Source organism: Gemmatimonas sp., assembly GCF_046594945.1.
Classification (GTDB): domain Bacteria; phylum Gemmatimonadota; class Gemmatimonadetes; order Gemmatimonadales; family Gemmatimonadaceae; genus Gemmatimonas.
The window spans coordinates 29,764-55,331 of the sequence record NZ_JBKJRB010000139.1 but is presented as its reverse complement, the minus strand read 5'-3'; the positions used below and the strand labels follow the sequence as shown (position 1 = coordinate 55,331).

Sequence of the window (25,568 nt, the reverse complement as noted above, 5' to 3'; positions counted from 1 at the left end):
AACGTCAGCCAAGACAGCGCGGCATATCGGACTCGGCGGCTACAGCACAGGATCTTGCGAGCTGGTGGGTTTGACATATCAGTGAACTACGGGTTTATCCGCGCGTCGGCAAGTGCCCGCCTGGTGCGGCCGATCGACCGCGTAAGGCGGCCGCGCGCAACCGACGCTACACTTCGTTCATCCTGGGCAACCGGGGCGATGATTCGCCAGTCAGGCGTGTGTTCATCACCGTTCATCTACCGTTCATCAGCAGGAGTGATCGATGCGTCGTAGCGGAAAGGCCGTCTGGCGCGGCACAGGATTGGAAGGTGCGGGTAGCCTGACCACGCCAAGCGGGGTGTTAGCGGAGCAGCCGTATTCCACGAAAATGCGGTTTGCGGACGCGGAGGGGCGGAGCGGCACGAACCCCGAGGAGCTGATCGCGGCGGCGCATGCCGGCTGTTTTGCGATGGCGCTGTCGTTTCAGCTCACCGGCGAGGGCTTTCCGCCGAGCGCGCTGCACGTGGAGTCGGTCATCACCATGGCGCAGCAGAACAACGACTGGTCGATGGTCGGTATCGTGCTCACGCTGGACGCCGTCGTACCGGGAATCGACGACGCGACATTCCGTGAGAAAGCGAACGCAGCGAAGGAGGGCTGTCCGGTGTCGAAGGCGCTGTCGTCGGTGCCGATCACCCTCGAAGCGACGCTTCGGGCGGAGTAAGGCGGCCGGACCGGATATGCATGGTTCGGTCGGGCCAGGATTACGGCGCCCACCGAAACATCACCGATACGACGGCCGTGAGCCGTGGTCGGGTGAGGCCCTGCGAGTACCCGCGTACATGGTGCTGGCCGAGTTGGACGTCGTCGTCAACAATGCGATGCGGCGCGCCTCCTTCGCAGCGCTCCGTAGCGCCGGCGCTCCGTGGGCGCTGGCCGTCGAGCCCGGCGTGCCGCACTTCTCGCTTTCAGTAGCCCAGCGTGACCTCACGATTGATTGGATGCGCGCGATAGTCCCGCGCGGAAACGCGGGCCCGTTCCGGGAGACCTCGCCACAGGTCGGCTTTCTCGGCGATCCCGCTAGCGGCCTGATCGCACCACGCCACACATTCACCGGCAACCTGATCGCGTCAAGCTGGTTCCCGAAGCGACCGCTGGCCACACAATGGTCGGCGTTTATCGGGATGTAGGTCGATACGTCGAAACATCCTCCCGCCGCCTTTCCATACGAGCCATGACGACTTCCCCGCGCCACGCCATGCCTCGCCTAGCGCTAGTTTCGCTCGCCTTCCTTGCATTGGTAGGCGAGCCGGCGGCGGCGCAGCCGCGCCCGCTCAAGGTGTTCGTGTCGGTGGATATGGAGGGGCTCGCCGGCGTCGTGTCTGGGAGCGACGTCGGTGGCACGTCGGGCGACTACCAATACTTTCGCAAGATCATGGCTCAAGAGGCCAGCGCGGCGGTCGCTGGCGCGTTCAGCGCCGGTGCAACCGAGGTGCTGGTGCGCGACTCGCACGGTGCCAAGCAGAACATCCTGCCCGGCGATCTCGATCCTCGGGCCAAGCTGCTGCGCGGCGCGAGCACCGGGCCAAAGAACATGATGGAGGGAATTGACAGCACATTCGCGGCGGTGGTGTTCATCGGCTATCACGCGAGAGCAGGCACGCCGAATGCGATCTTGGCACATACGTCGAATGGCAACGTCGTCGACTTCTCGATCAACGGCCGGTCACTCCCTGAGGGCGGATACAACGCACTCGTAGCCGGGCTGTACGGCGTGCCCGTGGTGTTCGTCGCCGGCGACGGCGCGGTCGTACGGCAGCATCGCGAGCTGTTGGGCAACGTCGACGGCCTCGCGGTCAAGGAAGCCATCAGCGGCGCGATCAACGGCATGTCGCCCGCCACAGCACAAGACGCCATCCGACTCGGAGTCGAACGCGCGGTGCGTGCCCGTGCGAAGTATCGCCCGTTCGCGCTCACCGCACCGTTCGCGATGGTGCTCAAAGTGGCGAAGGATGGCAAGAAGTTTGACGGTGCGAGCAACTCGGCCAACGGCGAGTATACCTTCACCAGCCCGGATCTTCTCCTGGTGCTGTCAGCGTTCAACGCACTCAAGTAAAAAACGGCTCTGTTCCGTAATTGCGTTTGCTTTTGCGTAGTCGCATGAGAAATTGCGACGCTTGTCGGCTGGCCGTCGCTAAGCAGGCGCGAGTCAGGGCGACTTCGGGAGAAGCCGCTCTTCCAGCGCCGCGCCGCCGCCTGTCGACGCGGTGCCCGTGAGATCCACGACGCTTGCGAGATTGAGCGACTCCAGAACCAGCGGTTGAGGCAAGTCCTGCCCGGAGCCTGCGTTGACGCTACGCGTTGAGTAGGTGCTTGCGTACCATTGCCGTCTGGTGTGTCACTGCCTGGCTCATGGTCGCCAGGATGTCGTGCGATCCCGCGACCTCCGCGGTTGTGTGTAGCACGTCGCTGAGGTGACCTCGAATGCTCGTCGTCACTTCATCGATCAAGGTGACGGCGCGCTGCGCCGTCAGCCCAAACTCGCGAGCGGCTTTGGGGACCGCGCCCGGCGTCAGACCCGCCAACGCGACCTGCCCACCAAATCGCATTGGTAGCTCGAGATCCAGTTGCTCGTAGGCCACCGTGCAAACGACGTCGTAAACAGGCGCGAGGCGTTTGGTCTCCGCGTCGTGGTAGAGCATGCTCACATTCTTGGCGTGAGCATCGCGGTTACCAATCGCGAGATTGGCGACGGCCCATCGAAATAAGTGCTCCCCGTCGACACGCGGGTCTGCACTGTGGCGTTTCAAGACGGCAACGAGGTCGGCGTAGGTGGGCCCATGGGTCCCGGCGTATTTTGCAATCGAGACTTTCCCGGTGAGTTGGCATCCGTCTTCGGCGTGTAACCGTTGTACGCTGCCGTCCGGTTGGAGCACACGGTCGAAGCGCGCTGTCTCGTAGACATCTGACAGCAAGGCGTTGCGCGCATGGTGGGCCGTCGGCACGCCACATGTCGCCATCAGGCTCATCGCGGCAATTTCGTTCTGCAGGAGGCCGGGGTACGCGCCTCGGTCGCGTTTCAGCAGCACGGTGCTTGGCGCGCCCGCCACAGGCAGCCGATACTCCAGGGCGTGACCAAGGTCTGGAGGGCCGCTGGCGGGGCGACGGTAGAGCACGAACTTGTCCTGCGCACCACTCATCGTCTGGCGTGTCTGGCGCAGGAGGTGAACCATCTGCGTCACGGAATAGGCCTCCCCGAGCGCGTGGCCTAGTTCATTCGCGCCGCACGGTCGGTAGGTCGGGGGGCTCGGCGGGGCCGACTCGTCTGGCCAGAGGGAGAGTGCCCCTGCGCACTCTCCACCGAAAATGCCGAGCAGTCCGACCACATCTTTTGCGCCTCGTTGCGCTGCCGCCGCCAGGGTCTGTCGGATATCGCCTTCGGGGAGAAGGTTCTCGAAGCACGGCAGGGTCACATGGTCGTCGTAGGGCGCGCGCCGCCGGGGCAATCGCACGCTCACCTCGGCCTCTGGCTGCTCGAGGACGGCTTCGTCGTATGTGAACTGCGTGCGTCCCAACGCATCGCACGTCAACACACCGACAAGCAACGTGTCCTTGTAGACGTTCAGTCGATGGATGCTGGCTGACACGGTCGACGTCGTCACGGTGCGGACTCGTCGATGCTGTGAGAGGCTTCGGTGTTTCGGGCGCGGGTATCGTCGCGCTCACCACGGTTTGCGTTCGTGCGGTTCTGGTCCCCCTTTGGCACCTCGTCTCGAAGGTCCATAGTGGGATCCCGGGGGACGAGGACGAGATCCAAGCCAAGTCGGGCGATGACGTCCAAGGCGGTACCCAAGTGCACCCCACGATCTCCGCGTTCAAGCCCGCGCAACAGTTCCGGGCTCACTCCGAGTGAGGCCGCGGCCTCCAGTTGCCGTACGCCCTTGGTGCCTCGCATCCAGCGAAGCACCTGTCCGAGCTCCACCGCATCGACCACGCGTCCGCCTCGCACCGCGGTGTCGGCCCGTGGTCGCATCAAGGTCGGTCGTGTCGGTGTAGATACTCGTCGTGCCATGGTCGCTCCCTCCTCAGGATGACTCGCATGGTGGCGTTCGCGCTGCGTCAATCTCTTGGACGCCCCATAAGAGCGCACTACCACGCCTTATATGGAGTATCGTGTAAATATCGTAAATACACGCCTTATTGCGCGACTTCTGGATAATAGCGTGCAAACACCTGTTATTGTAGTATTGGCAATTAAACGGCAGAAGAGCGCCATAACGGACGTTCGACAGCAGATACGGGGCTTCGCCGTGGCCACAAGAGTTTGTCGCGTCAACGGGCGAGCGGCCGCCTGCACTGCTCCACATCCGACGTGCGGTCGACCATTTCGACGTAAGACGTCGAGGTCTCAAGAGCAGACGCCTCACGCCGCATTGAGCATCGCCCCGCCGTTGGGGCAGCACCGATCCGGGCTGAGCTCGGCCGTGTTCCCGACGAGCACCGCCCGGGCCTTCGCGGCCGTCAGCCGTTGGATCCGCCGTCCATGATGTGCCAAGTGAGGTAGCGCGGCCGGTACTTGGTGGCGACGCCCCGGAATCGCGCGATCCACTACTTGAGGCGGCCCTGCGAACTGTTGACCGTCTGGACGCGGTAGCTGCCGCGCTTGCATTCGCTCCGGGCCGTGACGAGCGCGATGTGCCGCACGGGCAGCGCCTGCGCGGCCCCGCGCCTCGCCCGGGACGCGTCGGTGCACAGCGTGACGTCGGGTTGCAGGATCGGCCGGAGGGCCGTCACCAGCGCCGCGGTGGTGGCGGTGACGGGGAGCACCACGGCGCGCGTATCCCCGCACCGAGCGCGGGCCACCACCACCGGCACCTTGTCCTTGCCGAGGCCGCGCGCGCTGCCATTGCGCGTTCCGTGCTGCCTGGCGCGACGCCCGACGGGGGTGGAGCCCTTGTAGTTCCGCCGGAAGTACGTCTCGTCGGCCTTGGCGGTGCCGCTCAAGATCGGTTGCTCCGCCGGTGCTAAGAACGCCATCACCTTGTGCCGCCAACGCCACGAGGTCTTGTGCTCCACGCCGATCCGCTCGGCCGCCTTCCGCGTCGAGAGCCCGTCCCGCATCGTGTCCGGGTACGCCCGCCACTTCTGCGGCAGGTGCGTGAGGGCATGGCGGTGCGTGTCAGATCGTTGAAGGTCCGCCGGCAGCCGAGACACCGATAGCGCTGCGTGCCCGTGCGCTCGCGGCCCCAGCGCTGCACCTGCGCACTCCGACACCGCGGGCAGGCACATACCCGTGGTGAAACCGGCGGTCCCGGGCCTTCGCGGACGTGAGCATGACGGCAAAAGTAGTGGGCTTGGTGCAGCGCGCCACTCGATACCCACGCCATTGCGGAACAGAGCCAAAACACCGCAAGCGGCCGGAGAGGCGGCGCGACATGGGGGGACAGCGATACGTCTGACGGCAGTGCGTCGTTGAACGGCAACTACCGCACGGACATCCGCGCGTCACGCCGCAGGATCAGTGTCTTGCGCGCCGCGATCATGCCGTCCAATTCCGCACCATGCGGTGCGTTGCGGATCCGCTCGCGATACCGCTGCCAGTCGGCCAGCGAGCGGATGCCGTAGATGCGTACGAAATCCCAGCCATCACTGACCAGCATACGCCCTGTCTCCGACCACGCATAGAGCGCACGGGCACGTTCGTACGGCCGAATGGATGTAAACAGCAGCGTCGAGAATCGTGTCTGCATTCCCGGCGCGACGCGCACGTACTCGAACACCGTCAGGTCAACACCCTCAGAGATGGAATCGCTGAGCGCGGGGAGCATCTCGACGAACTGGTCGTGGTGCGTCTGCGTCATCGAGGACAATGTACCGTACAGGGCGAACGCCGACTGGCCTGATGCCGTTGGACGCCGCAGGGCCTCGTTGGCGGCGTCCATGCCGGCCATCCCGTCGTAGCTGCTCACGACGACCAGATCGAGCGGTTCCGGGCTCTCGGCCTCGCGGTAGGCGCGAAAGCGGCGCAGCGGCGCGACGCCGGTGTAGATCGGCTTCAGCTGTTGCTCAAAGATCGTCGTGGCCTCGCCTGCCCTGCCTGGCTGGAACAGGAAGGTCACGATCTGGCGCACCTCGCCGCCTCGGGTGGCGAGCGTGTTCTGCGCGGCGAGCATTGCGGGCGACAGGGCGGCAAGCGCGACGTTGAGAGCGATGGCGCTCACGCGGAAGGTCATCGGGAGCTCGGACGTGTGTAACGCGTTGACGCGGGGGCGACGGCTACGCGAAGAAGCGGATGACGAGCTGACAGAACAGCGCACCGGCGATGGCCATCGAAAACTCCCAGATCATGAGCTGCCGGAAGAAGATCACCGTCCCGTCGCCGACTCGGTCGAAGTCGGCCACCAGTCCGCACGCCCTGGAGCCACGATTCTCGTAGAATTTGCGTGTGTGCGCCAGTGGCACCAGTGCGCGTGTTTCGATCACCATGAGCCGCGCCGGTGTCTCCGTCGCTGCGGGCACGCGATGGCCTTCTGGAAGACGCCGAGCCGGACTTCGGAATCCGGGGGGCAACGCGGGACGAAGCATCAGTAACGGAGATGGGGGCCGGCACAGCGTGCGTCCGCCGTAGTATGAGCCGCGGCCTGCGCGGGCACCCATCCGGCAACGCCTATAGAAGTTCAACCGCGGGCCGCGTCCTCGCGTTCGTCACCAACGTCACATCCGCGCGCATCTGTTCACGCTGCTGTCGCCTAGCGCTAAAGTCTGCAGCAAGCATGGTTCGACGACGATGCGATCGTAGTCCGCGTGCGTTGTCATCAAGAACCACAGGAGCCCGCCTGGAGCATTGACCGCGAGGGCACGATAGGGTGCACCAACTCGGGCCGAGTGAAACCGCCCAACGTGCTTGAAATGCGGCGAAGGATGCCGCGTGTTCGCCTTCAGGTGTTCGAACAGCTTGTCCGCGAGTTAACGCTTTGGCTAAGCTGCGAGCGAACGAAATAAATTGCGAGCGCAGCGAGCTTCCACAGCTCGCTCGTCAGCTTCAGCGCACGTTCGACACCGGACGCGCCGCACTATAGGCGCCCCGAGCGCATGGCTTCCTCAACCCAGGTGCCGTACTCCGCCTGCATGCATGTGCCACACGGTCGGTAGCCGGCCGCGATGGCGGTCGCCTCGTCCTCGAAGAAGACCCGATGCTTCGCATATCCCGTGGGCAGCGAACCGACCGCGCTCCGGCAGTCGAGGCGCCCATAGATTTTCCGCCGGCGGTTCCCGCCAAGAGTGCCCGGCACCGCACTAAGTACTTCCTGTCCGTCTGAGCCAATCAGCTTGTATTGTTTTCCGGTCATGACCCAAAGATGAGACGGTGCTCGGTCGGTGTTCAACGCCTATTGTCCATCCAGGCATGCCTGCGTGGCGGACGTTATACAGGCAACCGCTCGCTGTCTAACAATACAGTGCGGCGCCGCGCGCACCGCCACAACCGCCTCCGAAACAACCACTTCCGCCGCTTACCGGCGTCGGTCTCGCGATTGTTTAGGCTGCGAGCGACGCGACCTAAATGGAATTTTGACAGGGAGCCGCCGCGCACGCGCTTCTCAACTCCCGACGTCCAGGCAACTTCGCACGCCGAGCCCGCCACGGTTTAACTCGTGACGGAGCAACGCAACGAACCGTGAGGAGGCCGACGCCCTCCCTACCCCCGCGCCACGCGCGCATCCTCACGCGCCTGCGACGCCGAGCTGTCAGACCATAGCTGCTGCGTGACGCGCAACAGCACGAAGCCGCTCACCGCCAACACGGCCGTGAGGATCCATGCGGTCCGCAACCGCGACGGATCGCCCGACGAGTAGAGGAAGTTGCCGATCGCGAACAGCGACGACCAGATCACGATGCAGCCGGAGATCCAGCCGGCAAACGCCGCGCCGACGCGATTCTCCTGCGCTACCTCAGCGTCGGAGATGCCGGCCGCGGCGCGCTGCTCGCGCCACCCGGCGCCGGCTGGCTTCACCTTCTGCACGAACGAGATCAGCGTGGCGCGATCGGTGGTTGGGCCGACATACGCGGTGATCAGCCACGCCACCGTGGTGATGCCGACCTGCACGATCGTCGTGATCGCGAAGCCTGCACCTGGCATGAGGTACGGCACCGCCAGCGACGTGAGCAGCGACATCACCATGGCCACGATCTCGCACCAGGCGGTTACGCGCCACCAGAACCAGCGCGCGATGTACAGCAACCCCGTGCCAGCGCCGATCGAGAGCAATACCTGAAACGCCTGCTGCGCAGAGCTCATGGTGAGACTGAGCAGCGCGGCGAATATGTACAGCCCGATGGTGGACAGTCGTCCGGCGTTCACATAGTGCGATTCGCTACCGTCCTTCTTGATGAATCGACGATAGAAATCGTGCACGAGATACGACGAGCCCCAGTTGAGGTGCGTGAGAATCGTCGACGAGTTCGCGGCCAGCAACCCGCCGATCATGAGTCCCACGAAGCCGATCGGCAGGAACTTGAGCATGGCCGGGAACGCCGAGTCGTGTCCGATGAGACTCGCGTCAGCGTTCGGGAACGCAGCTTGAATCGAGGCCAGATCGGGATAGACAATGATCGAGCAGAGCGCCGTGATGATCCACGGCCACGGACGCAGAACGTAGTGCGCAATGTTGAAGAACAGCGTGCCGCCCAACGAATCCTTTTCCGATTTGGACGCCAGCATGCGCTGGGCGATATACGAGCCACCGCCCGGCTCGGCGCCGGGATACCAGTTGGCCCACCAGCTCACGGCGATCGGTAGAATGAAAATCATGAGCGCCAACTCGGACATCCCGAAGTTGGGCATCAGGTCGAGAATGGGCTGGCCGGTGCCGTCTTTCATCGACATCACCGGCTGCGCATTGGCGGCCGTGCTCTGCACCACCTGCAGCGTGGACAACCGTTCCGTGAGCAGCTTGAGACCAAGCCACCCGTCGGCCTGACCAGCCAGTCGACGTCCCACTTCCACCAGTGAGAACCACGCCGCGGCGAATACGGCCGTCATCTTGATGAAGAACTGAATCATGTCGATGACGAGCACGCCCCACAGACCGGAGTGCGCCGCGAACGCCACATTCAGTACGCCGGTGATCACGATCGTCTGCCAAGGCGCAAGGCCGAACAGGATGTTAGCGATCTTGCACGCCGCCAACGTCACCATGCCCATGATGAAGCAATTGAAAAACAGGCCGAGGTAGACCGCGCGGAAGCCGCGCACCATCGAGGCCGACCGGCCGGAGTAGCGGAGCTCGTAGAACTCGAGGTCCGTCATCACGCCCGAGCGTCGCCAGAGGCGCGCGAAGAAGAACACCGTGGACACGCCAGTGAGCACGAAGGCCCACCATTGCCAGTTGCCGGCCACGCCGTAGCGCCGCACCTGCTCGGTCACCCAGTTGGGGGTATCCGACGAGAACGTCGTGGCCACCATCGACAGGCCGGCGAGCCACCACGGCACCGAGCGTCCTGACGCAAAGAATTCCGAGGTGCTGGCCCCCGATCGCTTGGCGAGGAAGAGCGCAGGGACGAAACACACCAGAATGGTCGCGGCGGCGATGACCCAATCGATCCAGGAGATGTTCATGCGCGGGAATCTCGCGTTGGGAGAGCGGGTCGGCAACGCGTGATAGCGCTGGCCCGTGCTGAAACCATGGAATATCGGAATCAGGGTCTCGGAGCCTCAAGTCTGCGACCCGCCGTCCCGAATCTCCAGAGGGTAGCGGGTGTTGCGCGGTCGACGATGGCCTTGGACACACCGACTCGTCTGGATCACTGTATGCCGCTGGACACGACATCCCGATTGCTCGCGCCTTTCCTCGATCACCTCACGGTCGAGGAGCTGGATGCTGTCCCGTACGGCGTGGTCCAACTGGATCTCGACGGACGCGTCCTGTCGTACAATACGGCCGAAGCCGAGAATGTCGGGGCGATGCCGCGCCCGCTTGGCCGGCACTTCTTTTTCGAAGTCGCCCCCAGCGCCAATGTCCCGGAGTTCTACGGGCGTTTTCTCGAGGGTGTCGCCGCCCAGCGTCTCGACGACACGTTCAACTTCACCTTTTCGTGTGCCCTGATGCCGCGTCGCGTGATGGTGCGCCAGTACTACTCGATGCGCACGGGCTCCGTGTGGCTGTTTGTGGGCCAGCCCGACGGCTCCGCATTCACCCGGCACACGGCGTCGCACGGCCTGTCGGCGGTCCGCGAGACACCGGCGTATGGCGTTGAGCAGGTCGCCTCCCGAGTCGCCTGACACGGACCCATCCGTCGCGCGCGAAGAGTTCACGAAACAGGCACGGAGTGACCACATTGCGTAGTGCCCGTGCCTCTCTCGTCTGAGCCTCCTCTCGGAGCCCCCGCATGACCCATCGCCCCGTCCGTCTGCTCCTCCTCGCCAGCGCCGTGTTCTCCAGCGCCGTGCTGGCGACCTCACTTGGCGCGCAGACGAAACATCGTCTCATGCCCACACCGGAAACGGTGGCCGTGGGGCACTATTGGTCGGAGACCAAGCCGGTTTTACGGATCAAGTCGGGCGACGAGGTCACCATCGGCACGCTGATCACGTCGAATCCCACACGGCTGGAAGGCGCGGGGGTCAAGCCGGAAGACGTGGAGCCGGCGCTGCGCGCGATCACCGACCAAGTGAAAGATCGCGGCCCGGGCGGACACATTCTGACGGGACCGATTTTCGTGGAAGGGGCCGAGCCTGGTGACGTGCTCGAGGTGCGCATCAAGAAGGTCGATCTGGCCATTCCATATGCGTACAACGCCTTCGGTCGCACCAGCGGATTCATTCCGGAAGACTTTCCGTACGCCAAGATGCGCATCATCCCGCTCGACGCGAAGAAGATGATGGCGCGTTTTGCGCCGGGCATCGACATCCCGTTGCGTCCGTTTTTTGGCAGCATAGGCGTCGCGCCGCCACCGTCTCGTGGACGTGTGAGCAGTGCACCGCCCGACATTCACGCCGGTAATCTGGACAACAAGGAGCTGGTGGCCGGCACCACGCTGTTCATTCCCGTGCATGTGCCCGGGGCGCTGCTGGAAGTGGGCGACGGACACGCCGGCCAGGGCGACGGCGAAGTGGATATCACCGCCCTCGAGACGTCGCTGACCGGCGTGCTCGAAGTGATCGTGCGCAAGGATATGAAGCTCACCTGGCCGCGCGGCGAGACGCCCACGCACTGGATCACGATGGGCGCCGACAAAGATCTCGTGATCGCCACCAAAACCGCGCTGCGTCAGGCGATCGAGTTCCTGCAAACGAAGGGACTCTCGAAGGACGACGCCTACATGTTGACCAGTGTGGCCTGCGACGTGCGCATCACGCAGCTGGTGGACGGCAACGTGGGGGCCCACGTGATGATCCCGAAGAACATCTTCACCGCGAAGTCAGTGCGGTCCCGCTGATCCGGTCGATCGACGTGCACGTCCCTTGAGCACGTCGAGACGGAACTCAGTCCAGCCGTCGCCCTGCACGTACTGCGCGCGTACCCGATGCACACCACCGCCGAGCGGGGCGTAACTGGGCCTCGTCTCGTGCGGCGTCCACTCGTCGATCACGAGTTGGTCGTCCACCCACACCCGCACGGCGTCGTCGCTGAGCGTGCGCAGTGTGTACGCACCGGGCGGCAGCGAGATCATGGCCGTGGCCTCCATGGCCATACGTCGCGTAGGGATCTGCCCATCGCGTGAGCGCGACCAGAACCAGTCCATGCGCGGCGCGGTGCGTGTGCTGAGAGGCGTACCCGCCAGCAGCGCCGCGAAGGCCGCCGGCTGCTTCACGGGATCGGTACTGTCACTCCACGCGAACACGCGTTGCGTCCACGTGGTGCGCGGCTCGAACTGTTCGTAGCGAAAACGTTGCGGCACGCCGGCCGCGGCGCGCGCGCCGCGCGGCGACACGGTGGCCGCGCCGCGATACTCGAGCGTGACCTCCCAATCGCTCGTGGAATCGTCCCGCTGATCAGCCCGCGGTGTGATCACGATCGTGTCGCCAACGTTCCCCCGCTCGGCCGAGACGCTTGCCACGCCGCGACGTGACAGCACGCGCCAGCGACCGGACGGCCCAAGCACGCGCAACCGCAACGTCGGAGCGCGTGACGTGGTATGTATACTGTCGAGAGGCCACAGCTTGGGCGACTGCCAATCGTACGGCCCCCATTCATCCACCACGATGGCGCCGCGGTCGCGTAGCGCGTTGGACGCCGTCGGCCAGCGCAGAGGCGCGTTCTCAATTTTTGGCATACGCCACCAGGTGGTCGTGGGCACGAGCCGCGTGGGATCGCACGACGTCGACGCCGTGTCGTCCACCACGCTGCGAACGCTATCCACGTCAATGGTGTTCGCGATACGCCACGGTTCCTTCACTCGCGTGAAGCGGTTGTCCACGAAGCGCCAGGTACGGCTGCGCGTATCGCGATGCTTGGGATACCCCCAATCGCTTGGCTCGATGGAGTCGGCCCACAACCGAATGGCCAGCGTGTCGCCGATGAACCGATTGGCCCCGACGGTATTCTGTTGCCCGTGTTCGATCGCGATGCCGATCCGATTGTTGACGAAGCAGTTGCCGATCACCGTCGACTCGTAGCTGTAGCCGCCCCAGAGCCCGTGCGTGTTCCCTTCCACACGATTGCCCACGAACTGGTTGCGACTGAACGTGGCTTCCATGCCATTCGTGGGCGCGAAGCTGAAGTCGTTCACGAGAAACACGTTGTCGTTCGAGCCGCCCTTGCCCGTATCCATCGTTTCCTGTCCAGCCCACAGAAACAGACCATCGCCGCTGTGCGTCATCGAGTTGTAGGCGACGACATTGTGTTGGCACTGCTCGAACATGAGGAGTGCGGCCGAGTCCTGCCCGCGCGCAAAGAATCCGTGTGAGTAGCCGCGCACATTGTAATCGGCGCGATTGTTCACGATGGTGTTCCAGCTCGAACGGTACATGCCGATACCGAGCCCGCTGTTGTACGACAGGTCGTTGTCGCGAATATCGAGCGAATCGGCGCGTGTGAGGAGTAGGCCGTTCATGCTCTGGCGCACGGTGTTGCCGCGCAGCGTGCCACCGGTGACGCGCGCAAGATAGATGCCGGCACCGAAGCGCAGCCATTCATCCTGCTCGTTCTTGTGATACGACAGCCAGTCATTGAGGCTTTCGTGCTCCACGACGCTGAACAGCCGGGGCTTCCAGCTGTGACTGAGGTCGTTGCTGTCGAGCGTCAGGCCACGCGTGCCGCGCGCGAGAATGCCCACGCGATAGCCACGGGCGGTCAGGCCACGCACGCGAATCCTGTCACCGCCGTCCACGCGCACAGCGGCGCCCTGTCCCGCATCGGGAGCGCTGCCTGCCGGCGATCCGATCAACGTGACGCCGCGTAGGTCGACGGTAATGTTTCGGCCGCGAATCGTGAGCAGGGCCGAGTCGAGCGACAGCGGCGCCCGCAGTCGGTACACCCCGGGGCGCACCTTCACCGACTGCGTGATCACGAGCCCGGCTCGCGGCACGATCACGGGCACAGACTGTGCCCTGCTTGCCGAGGGTACGACCGCGAACGCCGCCAGTACGGTCGCGAACAGGAGACCTGCGCGCATCAGAACCATCGACCCACCCGCGCGCAGTAGTCGGCGTAGGCCTCGGGGAATCGCTCGCGAAGATGACGTTCTTCACGGCGGATTACCTGCGTGACGAGCAGCGTGAGCACGACGGGCAACAGGAGGAGCACCCAGAGCACACCGGTCAACAACACGCCGCCGAGGTAGGCCGTGGTGAGTCCGGTGTACATAGGATTCCGCGTGTACGCATAGAGGCCCGAATCGACCATCGTCGACGCGGGGCGATTGGGATACACGGCCGTACGGAATTTTCTGAACGTCAGGATCCCGGCGAACATGCATCCGAGTCCGATCAGAACCAACGTGAGACCCGCACTTACCACCCAGCGCGCATCGGGAATGACGGCTGGCAGTGGCAGGACAAGATCGAGCAGCACGCCGATCGCGATACCGCCTACAAACAGGAGCGGCGGCGGGAACGGAACGGCGGGACCGAGGTCGATGAGACTGTTGTCGGTGGACATGCGGACAAGCATGCATCGACGGCGGGCGCGTGGCTACCGGACGTGTGGTACGGACAGTGAGCTGAACTGATCACACAGAGGAAAAGAGCTAAAGAGAAAAAGCGAAGTCCAATCCGCCCCCTCCTTTGCTCCTGTTCTCCTTGTCTCTGTGTGATCTGTTCCGCGAACTACATCATGCAAGCCGAACTGCTCGGTCAATCCCCCGGCAGCATCGCCCAGAGCGCCGACCGGCCCACGTTGCAGTGCACGGCCCGCGACAGGGGCGTGCACGCGCCCCAAGTGAGCCAGAGCGCGTGACGAGCCAGATGATGCGCGTGCCACGGTTTCACGGCGCTGGCGTTGCCCACGAGGCGCGCGATTCTGCGGACGCGCCCGGGCACGGGATGGAACACCGTCTCCACGCCGGCGCGGCGTACTGGTTCGTCGTCTTGCCAGATGTCGAGCAGTTCGATCCCTGAACGCATCGGTTCCGCGCCAACCGATGCGGTAGCGGCGGCATCGAGCGCGAACACCGCCGCGCGCGACGGCGTGGGCAGCAACAACACGCCGAGAAACGCCCACAATGTCATGGCGGCCGCGAGAGTGATCACACCGCCCGCCGACGCGGGCGAGACCCCGGTGAGCGCCAGCGACACCACGAAGCCTATGGTATTCCAGACCATCGCACCGACCACGCCACGCAGGTGCGCGCCAGTCGTCGCGGCAAGGCGACGACGCAGCAGCATGGCCGCCAGCGCGGGCTCCGGCAGTTGCACCCAGCGCGCCGGCACCACGAGGGTGCGGGCCGTGAGCCCCGACCAGCCACCCACAAAACTCTCATCGGAGCTGTCGACCACCTGCACGCGCGATGCATCGAGCCCAGCCTGCGCCGCCGCGCGCGCGATGCGCTCCGGTGTAGGTATGACCGGCATGCGCGCGATCACCAGTGCCATCCGTCCGCGTACCGTGGCAAGCAGCACTTGCACCAGCACGAACACGGCGACGGCGGCCGGATTCCCACCCGCCCGTGCCGCCAGCATCAACAGCGTGGCCGACAGCATCCACACCCCCCACTGCACCGTCACCCCGCGCATCCAACGGGCGAGCCAGGTGGAGGCCCATTCACGTCGCCGCACCAGCCATGCGCCGCCGATCAGGTCGAACATCAGAAACGCCACTTGGGCGAAGGCGAACATGAGGCCAACACGGAACAGCGCCGCCGGCACGGACTGCTCGGCTGTCATCGACAGTCCGCTCGACGGGATACGGAAATGGAGCAAAGCCGTAGCGAGCAGCACGGCGCTCCCCACGCCCGTGATCCCGAGATACAATCGAGCGCGGGCGTACGTCACACCACGAGGCAGCGTATCGAGAGGTAAAGTCAAGGTCGTCATTTTGAGATAACGCACGGGAGGCACGTTCGGGTTGCAGCGACTTTCGACCGTGGCCCCTTCGTGACACGAGCCTGTAGCCAACGAATGCGTTCAGTCCTAACCTATGCGTATGGACCGCCGACTCTTCCTGACCGACCTCACTCGCTACGCCGCGCTCGCCGCCGTGGTTCCCAACGTCTGGCGCGTGACCAATCGCCCACGGTTCGCCGATGATCCGTTCCAACTCGGCGTGGCCTCGGGTGATCCAACGTCCACCGGCGGCGTACTCTGGACGAGACTCGCACCACGGCCCTTCGAACCCGACGGCGGCATGACCGGTACGCGCACCGTCGTGAGCTGGGAGGTCGCCGATGACGACCAGTTCAAGACGATCGTAAAGCGCGGTCGCGCGACCGCCGCCCCCGAACTGTCGTTCAGCGTGCATGTAAACGTGGATGGGCTGCAGCCCGATCGTTGGTACTTCTATCGCTTCACCAGTGGCGACGCGCTCAGCAAAGTCGGTCGCCTACGCACCGCGCCGGCCGACGGCGCCAAAACGCCCCTCGCGTTCGCCTTCGCCTCGTGTCAGCGCTGGGATCAGGGCTACTTCACAGCCCTCGGACATCTGGCGAAGGAAGAGATCGACCTCGCCGTGCACCTCGGCGACTACATCTACGAGTATGCCAGCCCTGCCACCGCCGTGCGCTCGCATCAGGGGCTCGAGATCCGCACGTTGGACGATTATCGCCGACGCTATGCGCAGTACAAGTCCGATGCCGACTTGCAGGCCGCCCACCAGCGGTGCCCGTGGCTGGTCACGTGGGACGATCACGAAGTCGACAACAACTATACTGGCCTCATCGGCGAGAACGAGATGGAGTCGGCGGAGCAGATGCGCACCCGCCGCGCCGCCGCTTATCAGGCCTGGTGGGAGCACCAGCCGGTGCGAGTACCGCGCGCGCAGTCGTGGGCCGATCTGACGATCACGCGCACGATCCACTGGGGCGCGATGGCCCGTTTCTGGATGCTCGACACGCGACAGTACCGCGATGATCAGGTGTGCGACGACGTGCCGCTCAAGGGTTGTGCACCGTGGAGCGACGCGAAGCGCGGAATGTTGGGCGCCCCGCAGGAAAAGTGGCTGGTGGACGGACTCGGCGCCTCTACGTCGCATTGGCAGGTCCTCGCCAACCAGGTGATGATGGCGCCGTATGATTCTGCACCCGGCGACGACGTGCGCACGTCGATGGATCAGTGGAGCGGCTATCCTGTGGCACGCGATCGCCTACTGACCGAAGTAGCCCAACGCGCACCGAATCGCACGGTCACCATTACGGGCGACATTCACACCAACTGGGTAAACGAGCTACACAGCGACTTCGCTCGTCCCGACCGGCCGACGATCGGCGCCGAGTTCGTGTGCACGAGTATCTCCAGCGGTGGCGACGGGAGCGATGTCCCCGCGCAGCGGATGGCCGCGATGCGGAGCGACAACCCGCATCTCAAGTGGTTCGAAAACCGTCGCGGTTACGTGCGCTGCAAAGTCACGGAACAGGACTGGACCGCCGAGTACCGCAGCGTTCCATTTGTGACAAAGCCGGGAGCGCCGGTGAACACGGCGAGCGCGTGGAGAGTGGAGCACGGACGCCCGGGAATCATGAGAACCCAGTAGTCAGACCTCAGAAGGTCAGAAGTCTGGCGTCTGACTGACTGACATCTGACCTCTGATCTCTACATCTGGGGAGATGTCGGCATCAACGCGCTGAATTCTCGCGTCTGCATTCGCCCCCCGCCCCGCAGTCCCTCGACGATATCATCGGCTCGATCATCGTCCACGCCAAGCGAGCGGAGGCTGTGGTACGCCATCCCGAATGCCAATTCGCGTTCGCCCATGAGCGCCTTGCTGACGCCGAGCTGCTCGAACATTGTTTGCTCCTGATCGCTGTGGGTGCGCACCACGATATCGATGGTCGGATTCTTCGCGCGCACCATCTCGATAATGTGTCGCGCGTGGTACGGATCCGGGGACGCGACCACCAGCAGTCGGGCACCGGCGGGGTGCGCATGCTCGAGAATTCCGGGACGCGTGGCGTCGCCGTAGATCGACGGCACCCCAATCGTGCGCATCGCGTCCACTACGCGGCGATCCTGTTCGATGGCGACGAAGGGCACGCCGAGTCGTTGGAGCGCGTCGCCGATCGTTCGGCCCACTCGCCCGTAGCCGATGAGAATGGCGTGCCCTTGCTTCACCGTTTCGAACAGCTCGGTGTGCGCCAGGCGCGGCGCTTTCTGTCGTTCGAGCTTGTCTAACAGCTTCGGATGTCGCGCGATATACGTGGATAACCGGTCGAGCGACGCGAACAGCAGGGGATTGAGCACGATCGTGCAAAGTGCCGCCGCCAGGATGAGACTGCGTCCTTCTTCGGAGAGCACGCCCAGCGATACGCCGAGTCCCGCCAGGATGAACGAGAACTCGCCGATCTGTCCAAAGCTGGCGCCGATGCGCAGCGAGGCGCCGAATGGATGACGCAACAGCACCATGAGCACCGTGGCCACTACAGTGTTGCCTAGCAGCACGATCGCCACCGTGGCCAGCACTTTCGCCGGCTGCGTCAGCATCACGCCCGGATCGAGCAGCATGCCGATCGACACGAAAAAGAGCACGGCGAAGGCGTCCTGCATGGGAAGCGCGTCGGCACCGGCGCGATGACTCAACTCCGACTCACTGATCACCACACCGGCGACGAATGCACCGAGCGCAAACGACACGCCGAACAGCGTAGCGGCGCCTACCGCGACGCCCAGCGACACCGCCAGCACGGCCAAGGTGAACAGTTCGCGTGAGCCACTGCGCGCCACGTGGGTCAGCAGCCACGGCACGGCGCGGCGACCCACCACGCCCATGAGCACGATGAACGCCACCATCTTCACCAGCGTAAGCGCCACCGTGGTGATCAGTGCGGTCCGGCCCATCGGTACCAGGCCTTCGGCACCAGCGCCGAGCGCATTGAGAATCGCCGGCAACAGCACCAGCGCCAGCACCACCAGCAGATCTTCAACGACCAGCCAACCAACAGCCACCCGCCCGTCGATCGAGTCCATGAGTCCACGATCTTCGAGCACGCGCAGCACCACCACGGTACTGGCCACCGACAACGACAGGCCGAACACCAGCGAGGCGGCCGGCGTCCATCCCCACGAGCTGGCCAGCCAGAATCCGAGACCGATCGCGCTGACCATCTGCAGCGTCGCCCCCGGCACGGCGATGCGGCGCACCTTGAGCAAGTCGCCAGGCGAAAAGTGCAATCCCACGCCGAACATCAGCAGCACCACGCCGATCTCGGCCAGCTGACCGGCCAGACCGACGTCGCCCACGAACCCGGGCGAGTGCGGCCCGAGCGCGATACCCGCCAGCAGATAGCCGACCAGCGGCGGCATCTTCAGCTTCGAGGCGATGAAGCCGAACAGGAACGCCGCGCCGAAAGCACCGGCAATCGTGAAGAGGAGGGCAGTTTCAGGATGCATGACGCGGGAAAGCTAGCGCCATGAATGACCGGTGCGAGATTCCACACCATGACCCCTTCCCGCCGATTCCTTCTAGCGCTGCTGGGCAGCGCCTCGCTGCTCTCCTCGGCCTGCGCGTCCGGTGGCGCCGGCACCTCCGTACCGATGGGGGCGGCAGCGGCGGCGCTGCGCGTGTACGACAGCAAGGCCAAGCGCTTCGTTCCGTTCTCGCAGCTGGCCGCCGCCGCCGCCAAGGCCGACTTCGTGTTCTTCGGCGAACAGCACGACGATCCGGCCACGCACTCCAGCCAACTCGCGGTGTTGGCCGCGCTCGGCGAACGCCGGCCGAGCGTGGTGGTCACCCTGGAAATGTTCGAACGCGATGTGCAGCCACTAGTCGATCAGTACCTCGCGGGCACGATCTCTGAAGCAAACTTTCTGGCCGGTTCGCGCCCGTGGGATCGTTACACCACCGACTACCGCCCGCTGGTCGAGCTGGCGCGAGTGCGTGGCTGGCGGGTCGTCGCGGCGAACGTCCCGCGTCGACTGGCGAGTGCCGTGGGCCGCCGCGGTCTCGCGCTACTCGACACGCTGAACGCGGCCGATCGGCGCTTCATCGCACGCGAACACATCTGCCCGAAGGACGCCTACTACACGAAGTTCGCACAGACCATGACGGGGCACAGCGCCGGCGGCGGCCCCCCGACCGCTCCCGATGTGGCCGCGATGGCGAAGATGACCGACACGTTCTACGAGGCGCAGTGCGTGAAGGACGAAGCGATGGGTGAAGCCATCGTGCAGGCGTGGCGCGGGGCCCCGAAGGGCGCGATCGTGTTCCATGTAAACGGCGCGTTTCACAGTGACGCCGGACTCGGCACCGCCGAACGGGCCCGTCGTCGCGCTCCTGAAGCCAAGACCGTGGTGCTCAGCGCCGTCCCGATCGCCGACGTGTCGAAGGCGAACGGTCGGGAGCACGCCGACAAGGGCGACTACATCCTGTTCACTCGCGCGCCGAAGTAAATACGCGTTTACGCGGCGCTGTAGCCGCGGTCCACGAGAAAGGCGCGCACCTTGTCCGGGTTCCGTTCCACGTCCACGGAGCCCGGACGCAGTCCGGTGCGGATGAGCACTCCGCTGCCGTCGCTGGCCGCGATCACGAAGGCATCGGTGGTGATGCATACCACTTCGGCGGTGTCGGACAGCTGCCCCGGGTGCCCCGAAAAGTGCATCACGGACTGCGCCGAGAAGCCCTCGGCCCGCACCGCGCCTTGCGGTTCGCTCCACGTGACGCCAGTAAAGAGCACGATGTCGTTGTTCCCGTTCGCGAACGCGTCGACGGGCACACCGTACATGCCCTCGGCGTCTTCGACCTCTGCCTGCAATCGGTGCGCGTCAAAGAGCGACTCGACGTCGACCGTATCGCTCTGAATACGGACCGCGCGCTGATCCTGCAGCACGACCGTGATGGAATGCTCGGCTACCATCATGCCGCGCCACGCACCACGGAGCTGGCGGAGCGCCTCGACGGTTTCGGGTGTGGCCTGGAAACGATATTCGCGCACTGGATCCTCAGGGTGAAGTCGACCCTGCAATCTCGCTATTGCGCGCGTCGCAGCACATAGGCCCGACGGAAGGCGAACTCGCCACCGACGGGCCGGGCTTCCTGCACGAGCCGGATCTCGGCCTGCGAGAGCTCGAGTGTCTCGCGAATCATCGTGGGTTCATCGCCGTTGTGATCCTCACCTTCAAGCACAAGCCGAAGCGCTGCGCCGTTCCGGCCGCCTTCGCGACTGCGCACGGCAAACGCCTGCGGCGCGGTGGCGCTGGCATCGCCCCAGATCGCGTCCGTCATGGCGCGGTCGAAGTGCAGGTGGTCGACATGGCGTTGCGACACACCATCGGCGTCGGCGCTGTAGCGGAGCTCGAGACCATCCTGATCTGGCGCCGGCAATACTTTGAGCGCGGCCGGTCGCGTGATGCGCGCGTCCGTACCGTCGCCGTCGGCCACCTCGAGGGTCCCCTTCCACGTGCCCACGAGGTTGACGTACAACTGATCGCGCGCCGGCGCATTCGACGTCGGCGTCGGTCGCACACACGCCTGCGCAACGGAGACCGCGACCACGGTGATCGTGACCGCGCAGAGTGTGCGAAGGCTGGGCAGCATGGACGTCAGCAGGCGAAGGGGCATGGTCAATACTCTGACACCATGAACACGCCAGAGGGTTCCACCCCCGCGCAAGCGGGGTGGGATCCGTCCCGAAAGACCGCCCCACCCCGTACTCCCTACTACCAACTCCCTACTTATTTTGCGCCCGTGTTCTCCACGCGCAGCTTGCCCTTCACCACCGTCGTGCCAACCTGGAGCACGATGCCGTAGTCGCCAGTGTCAGCGGTGCCGCCACCACCAAAGCCGCCAAAACCGCCACCGCCGCGACCGCCCTGAGCTGGAGCCGGGAGACCGATCAGCGCGTAGATCTTGAGCACGGCAGCGCTCAGTACCGCCGGCTGCACGAACGCCGGCGGCGCCACAGCGCCGGCCCGCGGCGGCGTCGCCTCGGCGGGACGCGCACAGAACGCTTCCCACTGCGTGAGCGGACGCTCACAGCTGCTGGCGCCGCCTCGTCCACCGCCGCCACCACCACCACCACCACGGCCGCCGAACGGCACCGTGCCGAGTCCCGGTGGATTGATCAGGGCACGAGCCTGTGCGATGGCGGCGCTGTCGTACTTCGCCTTCGTGAGCGAATCGAATACCTGCGGCGCACGCACGGCGCGGAGGATGCTGTCACGCTTCTCGCTGGGCGAGAGCGCGGCCCGACCGGTCGCGCGCGGCGTGATCGCATACGCCCACGTGACCGTGTGCAGGCCGGGCGCGCCCGGGCCGGTAAGCGTGGTCAGCGTATCACCGGCGGCGTCGACGATGCTGAGGCGCGCCGAGGTCGAACCGGGCGTCGTGATACGATACGATATCGATGCCCCATACGCCGGATTCTGCGTCGCGAAGAAGTTCTGCGCATTGCCGTTGCCACTCGCGCCGCGCAACGGTTCTTCGCCCCACTGGAAGCCGGTCTTCGGCTCGAACAAATGCACCGGCTTGGCCGCCACGGCCGCCGTCATCTGCTGCAAGGGTGCCACGTCCACAATCCAGAAACCGCGACCATGCGTAGCCGCGATCAGTTCACCATCACGCGGATGGATCTGCAGGTCGTACACGGGCACGCTCGGCAAATTCGCCATGAAGCGCGACCAGGTGGCGCCGCGATCGATCGACGCGTACACGCCGATCGACGAGCCGACGTACAACAGATCGCGGTTGATGGGATCTTCACGCACGACGTGCAGGAAGTCACCCGGACCGCCGGTGGGCAGGTTGTTCACGAGCGAGGAGAACGACTTGCCGCCGTCTTTTGACACGAACAGGTGTGGTCGGAAATCCCCCCACCGGTGATTGTCGAACGCCACATAGACGACGTTGGTGTCGAACTTCGACGCTTCGATACGCGTCACGTACACTTCGCCGCCGTTGGGCAATCCCTGAATGCGCGACGACAGATTCTCCCACGTGGCGCCGTCGTTCGAGGACTTCCACACGTTGCCATCGTCGGTGCCGGCGTACAGCAGGCCAGGCTTGGCCGGGCTCTCGTCGAGCGCCACGATGGTGCCGTACGTTTCGGCGCCGGTCGCGTCGAGCGTAATGCCACCGGTGAGACGCAGTGCGGTGTCGAGCTTGGCCGTGAGGTTCTTCGAGAGATCCGGCGAAATAAGGCGCAGATCCTCGCCACGATTCGCTGACTTCAGCACCTTGTTGCCGGCAAAGTAGATCACCGACGGATTGTGCGGCGAAATGAAGAACGGCGCGTTCCAGTTGTAGCGGATCGAGAGCTCGCTCGAGTCCTTCACCTGCAGCGCGCGGAGCGCCGCGATCGCCGTGCGCTGCAGCTTGGTGGCCGGCTGCAGCGGATTCCCACGAACGGTGGCAATCGAATCCTCCCACTGCTTGTATCGCGCCTGCCAGCCGGGCTTGGAAAACGCCATGCGCTCACCACTCTTCAGGTTCACGCGCGACACATTGCCGCCCTGCGACTCGCCGTATACGACGTTCGGATCGGTCGGATCCATGGCGGCGTAGAACCCGTCACCGCCGGCGATCGTGAACCAGTAGCCAAGGCTCGTCGTTGGCGTGCGACGCTTGCTCGGGCCACACCAGGTGCCGTTGTCCTGCGCACCGCCGCAAATGTTGTACGGCACGGCCATGTCGTAGGCGACTTCGTAGAACTGCGCCACGGGAATGTTCTGTCCCTGTACGAAATTGCCACCCTTGTCGTACGTGATGGCGATGCCGCCATCGTTCGCGATCACCCAACGCTCCGGGTCGCTCGGGTCGATCCAGATGCCGTGCGTATCGATGTGTACACCATTCGCCGCGGCACGGTTCGTCTTGCCCCCATCTTCCGACAGTTGCAGGTCGGTGCTCGAGAAGTACACGCGGTCCGGGTTCTTCGGATCGCTGCGCACCTGCGAGTAGTAGAACGGACGCACGTTGTAATTGTTCATCTGCGCCCACGTGGCGCCGCCATCGGTGCTCTTCCAAAGCCCGTTGTTCTTCGGGCTGCGCTCGCCGACAATCGGGCCAGTGGCATTCGCGGCTGCTTCGATCATCATGTACATGACGCTCGGATTCGCGGCATTGATATCGAGGGTCATGCGGCCTTTTTGACCAGCCGGAAATCCGCCACCCTTCACCTCCGCCCACGTGGTGCCACCGTCGGTGCTCTTCCAGAGCGCCGAGCCGGGGCCACCGCTGAAGAGCGAGTACGGCGAGCGACGCCGCTCCCAGCTGGTGGCGAACACCACGTTCGGATCCTTCGGGTGAATCGCCACGTCCACGAAGCCCGCTTTGTCGCTCACGAACTTCACCAGCTGCCAGGAGGTGCCGCCGTCGGTGGTCTTATACAGGCCACGTTCCGGGTTGGAGCGCCACGCTGCGCCCAGTGCCGCCACGTACACCACGTTCGGGTTTGACGGGTGTACCGCGATGCGACCGATGTGCTCGGTCTTCTCGAGCCCTTTGGCCGACCAGGTGAGGCCGCCATCAGTAGACTTGAAAATGCCGCCGCCGGGCTCGATCGAGTTCCGCGAGTTGGGCTCACCAGTGCCCGCCCACACCTGCTGCGTATCCGTTGGCGCGATGGCGAGCATCCCCATCGAAATCACGCGCTTGTCATCGAACAGCGGGCGCCACGTGGTGCCGTTGTTGGTGGTCTTCCAGATACCACCGCCGGCGGCGGCGGCGAACAGGGTCTTGGAGGGGCCTGGAATGCCGACCACGTCGGACATGCGGCCCATGAAGTTGGCGGGGCCGACGGTACGCCATCGCATACCGGCCACGGCGGCGGAGTCGAGCGACTGGGCACCGAGCGTCTGGGCACCCATGAGCATGCTTCCAGCGAACGCAAAAAGGGAACGAATTCGGGACATGAAGGGAACGGTGGAGGGAATCCGGCGAGTTCACCTTACAAAACGTATGGCTCCCCTCACACGTTTAGCGAATGATTCCTACCCTCGGTTTTGCCGCGTTCAGCGCGGTCGCTCCCCTCGGTCCGTGGAGCTTCGAGCGCCGTACGCCCGGCCCTCGCGACGTACAGATCCAGATTCTTTTTTGCGGCATCTGCCACTCGGATCTCCACACCGTGCGCGGCGAATGGGGGCCAATCGCCTATCCGCAGGTGCCGGGGCACGAAATCGTAGGTCGGGTCGTTGCGACCGGCGCCGAGATCACGCGCTGGAAAACGGGCGACATGGTTGGCGTGGGCTGCATCGTCGATAGCTGTCGCACCTGCCCGTCCTGCGAAGAAGGGCTCGAGCAGTACTGTGAGGGCGGCATGACCGGCACCTACGGCGGGGTCGAGAAACAGTCGGGCCGCCCCACCCAGGGTGGCTACTCCAACGCGATCGTAGTGGACGACCGCTACGTGCTGCGTATCCCCGAGGGTATGGACCCGGCTGGCGCGGCCCCGTTGCTGTGCGCGGGCATCACCACCTTCTCGCCGCTGCGCCACTGGAAGGTCGGTCCGGGCAGCCGCGTGGGCGTGGTCGGTATTGGCGGATTGGGCCACATGGCCGTGAAGCTGGCCGCCGCCATGGGCGCCCATGTCGTGGTGCTTACCACGTCGCCGTCCAAGATCGAGGATGCCAAACGTCTGGGCGCCCACGAAGTCGTGATTTCCAAGGATCCGGCGGCGATGAAGGCGTTCACCAACTCGCTCGATCTCATCATCGATACCGTTGGCACGTCGCACGACCTCGAGCCCGAGTTCGCCCTGCTTCGCCGCGATGGCGCCCTCTGTCTGCTGGGTGGTTCCCCCGAGCCGCACCACGTGCCGGGCGCCTTCGCGTTCATCATGAAGCGGAAGAAGCTGGCGGGTTCGCTCATCGGCGGCATTCCCGAAACACAGGAAATGCTCGACTTCTGCGCCGCACACCACATCGTGGCCGACATCGAGGTCGTGGCCGCATCGGCCATCAACGAGGCCTACGAGCGCATGCTCAAGTCGGATGTGAAGTATCGGTTCGTGATCGATATGAGCACGCTTGAAAGCTGATGAATGCTGCGCCGGTCCGTGTCGGAGCAATC

The 25,568-nt window shown here is 64.7% G+C and carries 23 protein-coding genes; 8 read left to right on the top strand and 15 right to left on the bottom strand.

Annotation, left to right across the window (positions count from 1 at the left end):
• The first annotated feature begins 262 nt into the window (after positions 1-262).
• The 3 genes from ACLL97_RS16625 (at position 263) to ACLL97_RS16615 (ending at position 2,095) form a co-directional block, all read left to right on the top strand.
• On the top strand, positions 263-703 hold the full coding sequence (locus ACLL97_RS16625; protein WP_411281600.1) for an OsmC family protein: 441 nt from the start codon (positions 263-265) through the stop codon (positions 701-703).
• Positions 704-821: 118 nt separating this feature from the next.
• The gene (locus tag ACLL97_RS16620; protein ID WP_411281599.1) at positions 822-1,169 is read left to right on the top strand and encodes a hypothetical protein; all 348 of its coding nucleotides are present in this window, start codon (positions 822-824) and stop codon (positions 1,167-1,169) included.
• 44 nt (positions 1,170-1,213) lie between these two features.
• The gene (locus ACLL97_RS16615) at positions 1,214-2,095 is read left to right on the top strand and encodes a M55 family metallopeptidase (RefSeq protein ID WP_411281598.1); all 882 of its coding nucleotides are present in this window, start codon (positions 1,214-1,216) and stop codon (positions 2,093-2,095) included.
• 238 nt (positions 2,096-2,333) lie between these two features.
• Here ACLL97_RS16615 and ACLL97_RS16610 read toward each other — a convergent pair whose 3' ends face one another.
• The 8 genes from ACLL97_RS16610 to ACLL97_RS16575 form a co-directional block, all read right to left on the bottom strand.
• On the bottom strand, positions 2,334-3,626 hold the full coding sequence (locus ACLL97_RS16610) for a type II toxin-antitoxin system HipA family toxin (protein ID WP_411281608.1): 1,293 nt from the start codon (positions 3,624-3,626) through the stop codon (positions 2,334-2,336).
• Between the two features lie 11 nt (positions 3,627-3,637).
• On the bottom strand, positions 3,638-4,051 hold the full coding sequence (locus ACLL97_RS16605) for a helix-turn-helix domain-containing protein (RefSeq protein ID WP_411281597.1): 414 nt from the start codon (positions 4,049-4,051) through the stop codon (positions 3,638-3,640).
• A gap of 536 nt (positions 4,052-4,587) precedes the next feature.
• Positions 4,588-5,133: an IS1595 family transposase gene (locus tag ACLL97_RS16600; RefSeq protein ID WP_411281607.1), complete on the bottom strand. Its 546-nt coding sequence runs from the start codon at positions 5,131-5,133 to the stop codon at positions 4,588-4,590.
• Entirely contained in the window at positions 5,016-5,366 is a 351-nt protein-coding gene (locus ACLL97_RS16595; protein ID WP_411281596.1) for a transposase, read from the bottom strand. Before ACLL97_RS16595 ends, ACLL97_RS16600 begins: the two co-directional genes overlap by 118 nt.
• Before the next feature lie 96 nt (positions 5,367-5,462).
• The gene (locus tag ACLL97_RS16590; protein ID WP_411281595.1) at positions 5,463-6,212 is read right to left on the bottom strand and encodes a hypothetical protein; all 750 of its coding nucleotides are present in this window, start codon (positions 6,210-6,212) and stop codon (positions 5,463-5,465) included.
• A 43-nt stretch (positions 6,213-6,255) separates the two neighbouring features.
• Positions 6,256-6,498 carry a hypothetical protein gene (locus tag ACLL97_RS16585; RefSeq protein WP_411281594.1) on the bottom strand — a complete coding sequence of 81 codons (243 nt, stop codon included), beginning with the start codon at positions 6,496-6,498 and terminating at the stop codon, positions 6,256-6,258.
• A 554-nt stretch (positions 6,499-7,052) separates the two neighbouring features.
• Entirely contained in the window at positions 7,053-7,328 is a 276-nt protein-coding gene (locus ACLL97_RS16580; RefSeq protein ID WP_411281593.1) for an Ada metal-binding domain-containing protein, read from the bottom strand.
• Between the two features lie 347 nt (positions 7,329-7,675).
• On the bottom strand, positions 7,676-9,595 hold the full coding sequence (locus tag ACLL97_RS16575; protein ID WP_411281592.1) for a sodium:solute symporter family protein: 1,920 nt from the start codon (positions 9,593-9,595) through the stop codon (positions 7,676-7,678).
• 192 nt (positions 9,596-9,787) lie between these two features.
• On the opposite strand from ACLL97_RS16575, the gene ACLL97_RS16570 reads away from it, so the two are divergent.
• Both ACLL97_RS16570 and ACLL97_RS16565 read left to right on the top strand, forming a co-directional pair.
• Positions 9,788-10,258: a hypothetical protein gene (locus tag ACLL97_RS16570; protein WP_411281591.1), complete on the top strand. Its 471-nt coding sequence runs from the start codon at positions 9,788-9,790 to the stop codon at positions 10,256-10,258.
• A gap of 107 nt (positions 10,259-10,365) precedes the next feature.
• Positions 10,366-11,415: an acetamidase/formamidase family protein gene (locus ACLL97_RS16565; protein ID WP_411281590.1), complete on the top strand. Its 1,050-nt coding sequence runs from the start codon at positions 10,366-10,368 to the stop codon at positions 11,413-11,415.
• Here the strand turns inward: ACLL97_RS16565 and ACLL97_RS16560 are convergent.
• The 3 genes from ACLL97_RS16560 to ACLL97_RS16550 form a co-directional block, all read right to left on the bottom strand.
• Positions 11,398-13,593, bottom strand: coding sequence for a NosD domain-containing protein (locus ACLL97_RS16560; RefSeq protein ID WP_411281589.1), 2,196 nt, complete (start codon positions 13,591-13,593; stop codon positions 11,398-11,400). The two genes, ACLL97_RS16565 and ACLL97_RS16560, sit on opposite strands and share 18 nt — an antisense overlap.
• Positions 13,593-14,078, bottom strand: a complete 486-nt coding sequence (locus ACLL97_RS16555; protein WP_411281588.1) for a methyltransferase family protein — start codon at positions 14,076-14,078, stop codon at positions 13,593-13,595. Before ACLL97_RS16555 ends, ACLL97_RS16560 begins: the two co-directional genes overlap by 1 nt.
• Positions 14,079-14,272: 194 nt before the next feature.
• Complete coding sequence (locus ACLL97_RS16550) at positions 14,273-15,442, bottom strand: hypothetical protein (protein WP_411281587.1); 1,170 nt, start codon at positions 15,440-15,442, stop codon at positions 14,273-14,275.
• Between the two features lie 118 nt (positions 15,443-15,560).
• On the opposite strand from ACLL97_RS16550, the gene ACLL97_RS16545 reads away from it, so the two are divergent.
• Positions 15,561-17,102: an alkaline phosphatase D family protein gene (locus ACLL97_RS16545; RefSeq protein ID WP_411281586.1), complete on the top strand. Its 1,542-nt coding sequence runs from the start codon at positions 15,561-15,563 to the stop codon at positions 17,100-17,102.
• Between the two features lie 59 nt (positions 17,103-17,161).
• On the opposite strand, the gene ACLL97_RS16540 is transcribed toward ACLL97_RS16545, so the two are convergent.
• A complete protein-coding gene (locus ACLL97_RS16540; protein WP_411281585.1) occupies positions 17,162-18,955 on the bottom strand; it encodes a cation:proton antiporter in 1,794 nt (597 codons plus the stop codon).
• 48 nt (positions 18,956-19,003) lie between these two features.
• Here ACLL97_RS16540 and ACLL97_RS16535 point away from each other — a divergent pair, with 48 nt between their 5' ends.
• Positions 19,004-19,954 carry a ChaN family lipoprotein gene (locus ACLL97_RS16535; protein WP_411281584.1) on the top strand — a complete coding sequence of 317 codons (951 nt, stop codon included), beginning with the start codon at positions 19,004-19,006 and terminating at the stop codon, positions 19,952-19,954.
• Between the two features lie 8 nt (positions 19,955-19,962).
• Here ACLL97_RS16535 and ACLL97_RS16530 read toward each other — a convergent pair whose 3' ends face one another.
• From ACLL97_RS16530 to ACLL97_RS16520, 3 genes are all read right to left on the bottom strand, one after another.
• Positions 19,963-20,496 (bottom strand): hypothetical protein, encoded by a 534-nt coding sequence (locus ACLL97_RS16530; RefSeq protein ID WP_411281583.1) that lies wholly within the window; start codon positions 20,494-20,496, stop codon positions 19,963-19,965.
• Positions 20,497-20,531: 35 nt separating this feature from the next.
• On the bottom strand, positions 20,532-21,122 hold the full coding sequence (locus ACLL97_RS16525; RefSeq protein WP_411281582.1) for a hypothetical protein: 591 nt from the start codon (positions 21,120-21,122) through the stop codon (positions 20,532-20,534).
• A gap of 113 nt (positions 21,123-21,235) precedes the next feature.
• Positions 21,236-24,412: a WD40/YVTN/BNR-like repeat-containing protein gene (locus ACLL97_RS16520; protein WP_411281581.1), complete on the bottom strand. Its 3,177-nt coding sequence runs from the start codon at positions 24,410-24,412 to the stop codon at positions 21,236-21,238.
• A 71-nt stretch (positions 24,413-24,483) separates the two neighbouring features.
• Here ACLL97_RS16520 and ACLL97_RS16515 point away from each other — a divergent pair, with 71 nt between their 5' ends.
• Complete coding sequence (locus ACLL97_RS16515) at positions 24,484-25,536, top strand: NAD(P)-dependent alcohol dehydrogenase (protein ID WP_411281580.1); 1,053 nt, start codon at positions 24,484-24,486, stop codon at positions 25,534-25,536.
• Positions 25,537-25,568 lie beyond the last annotated feature (32 nt).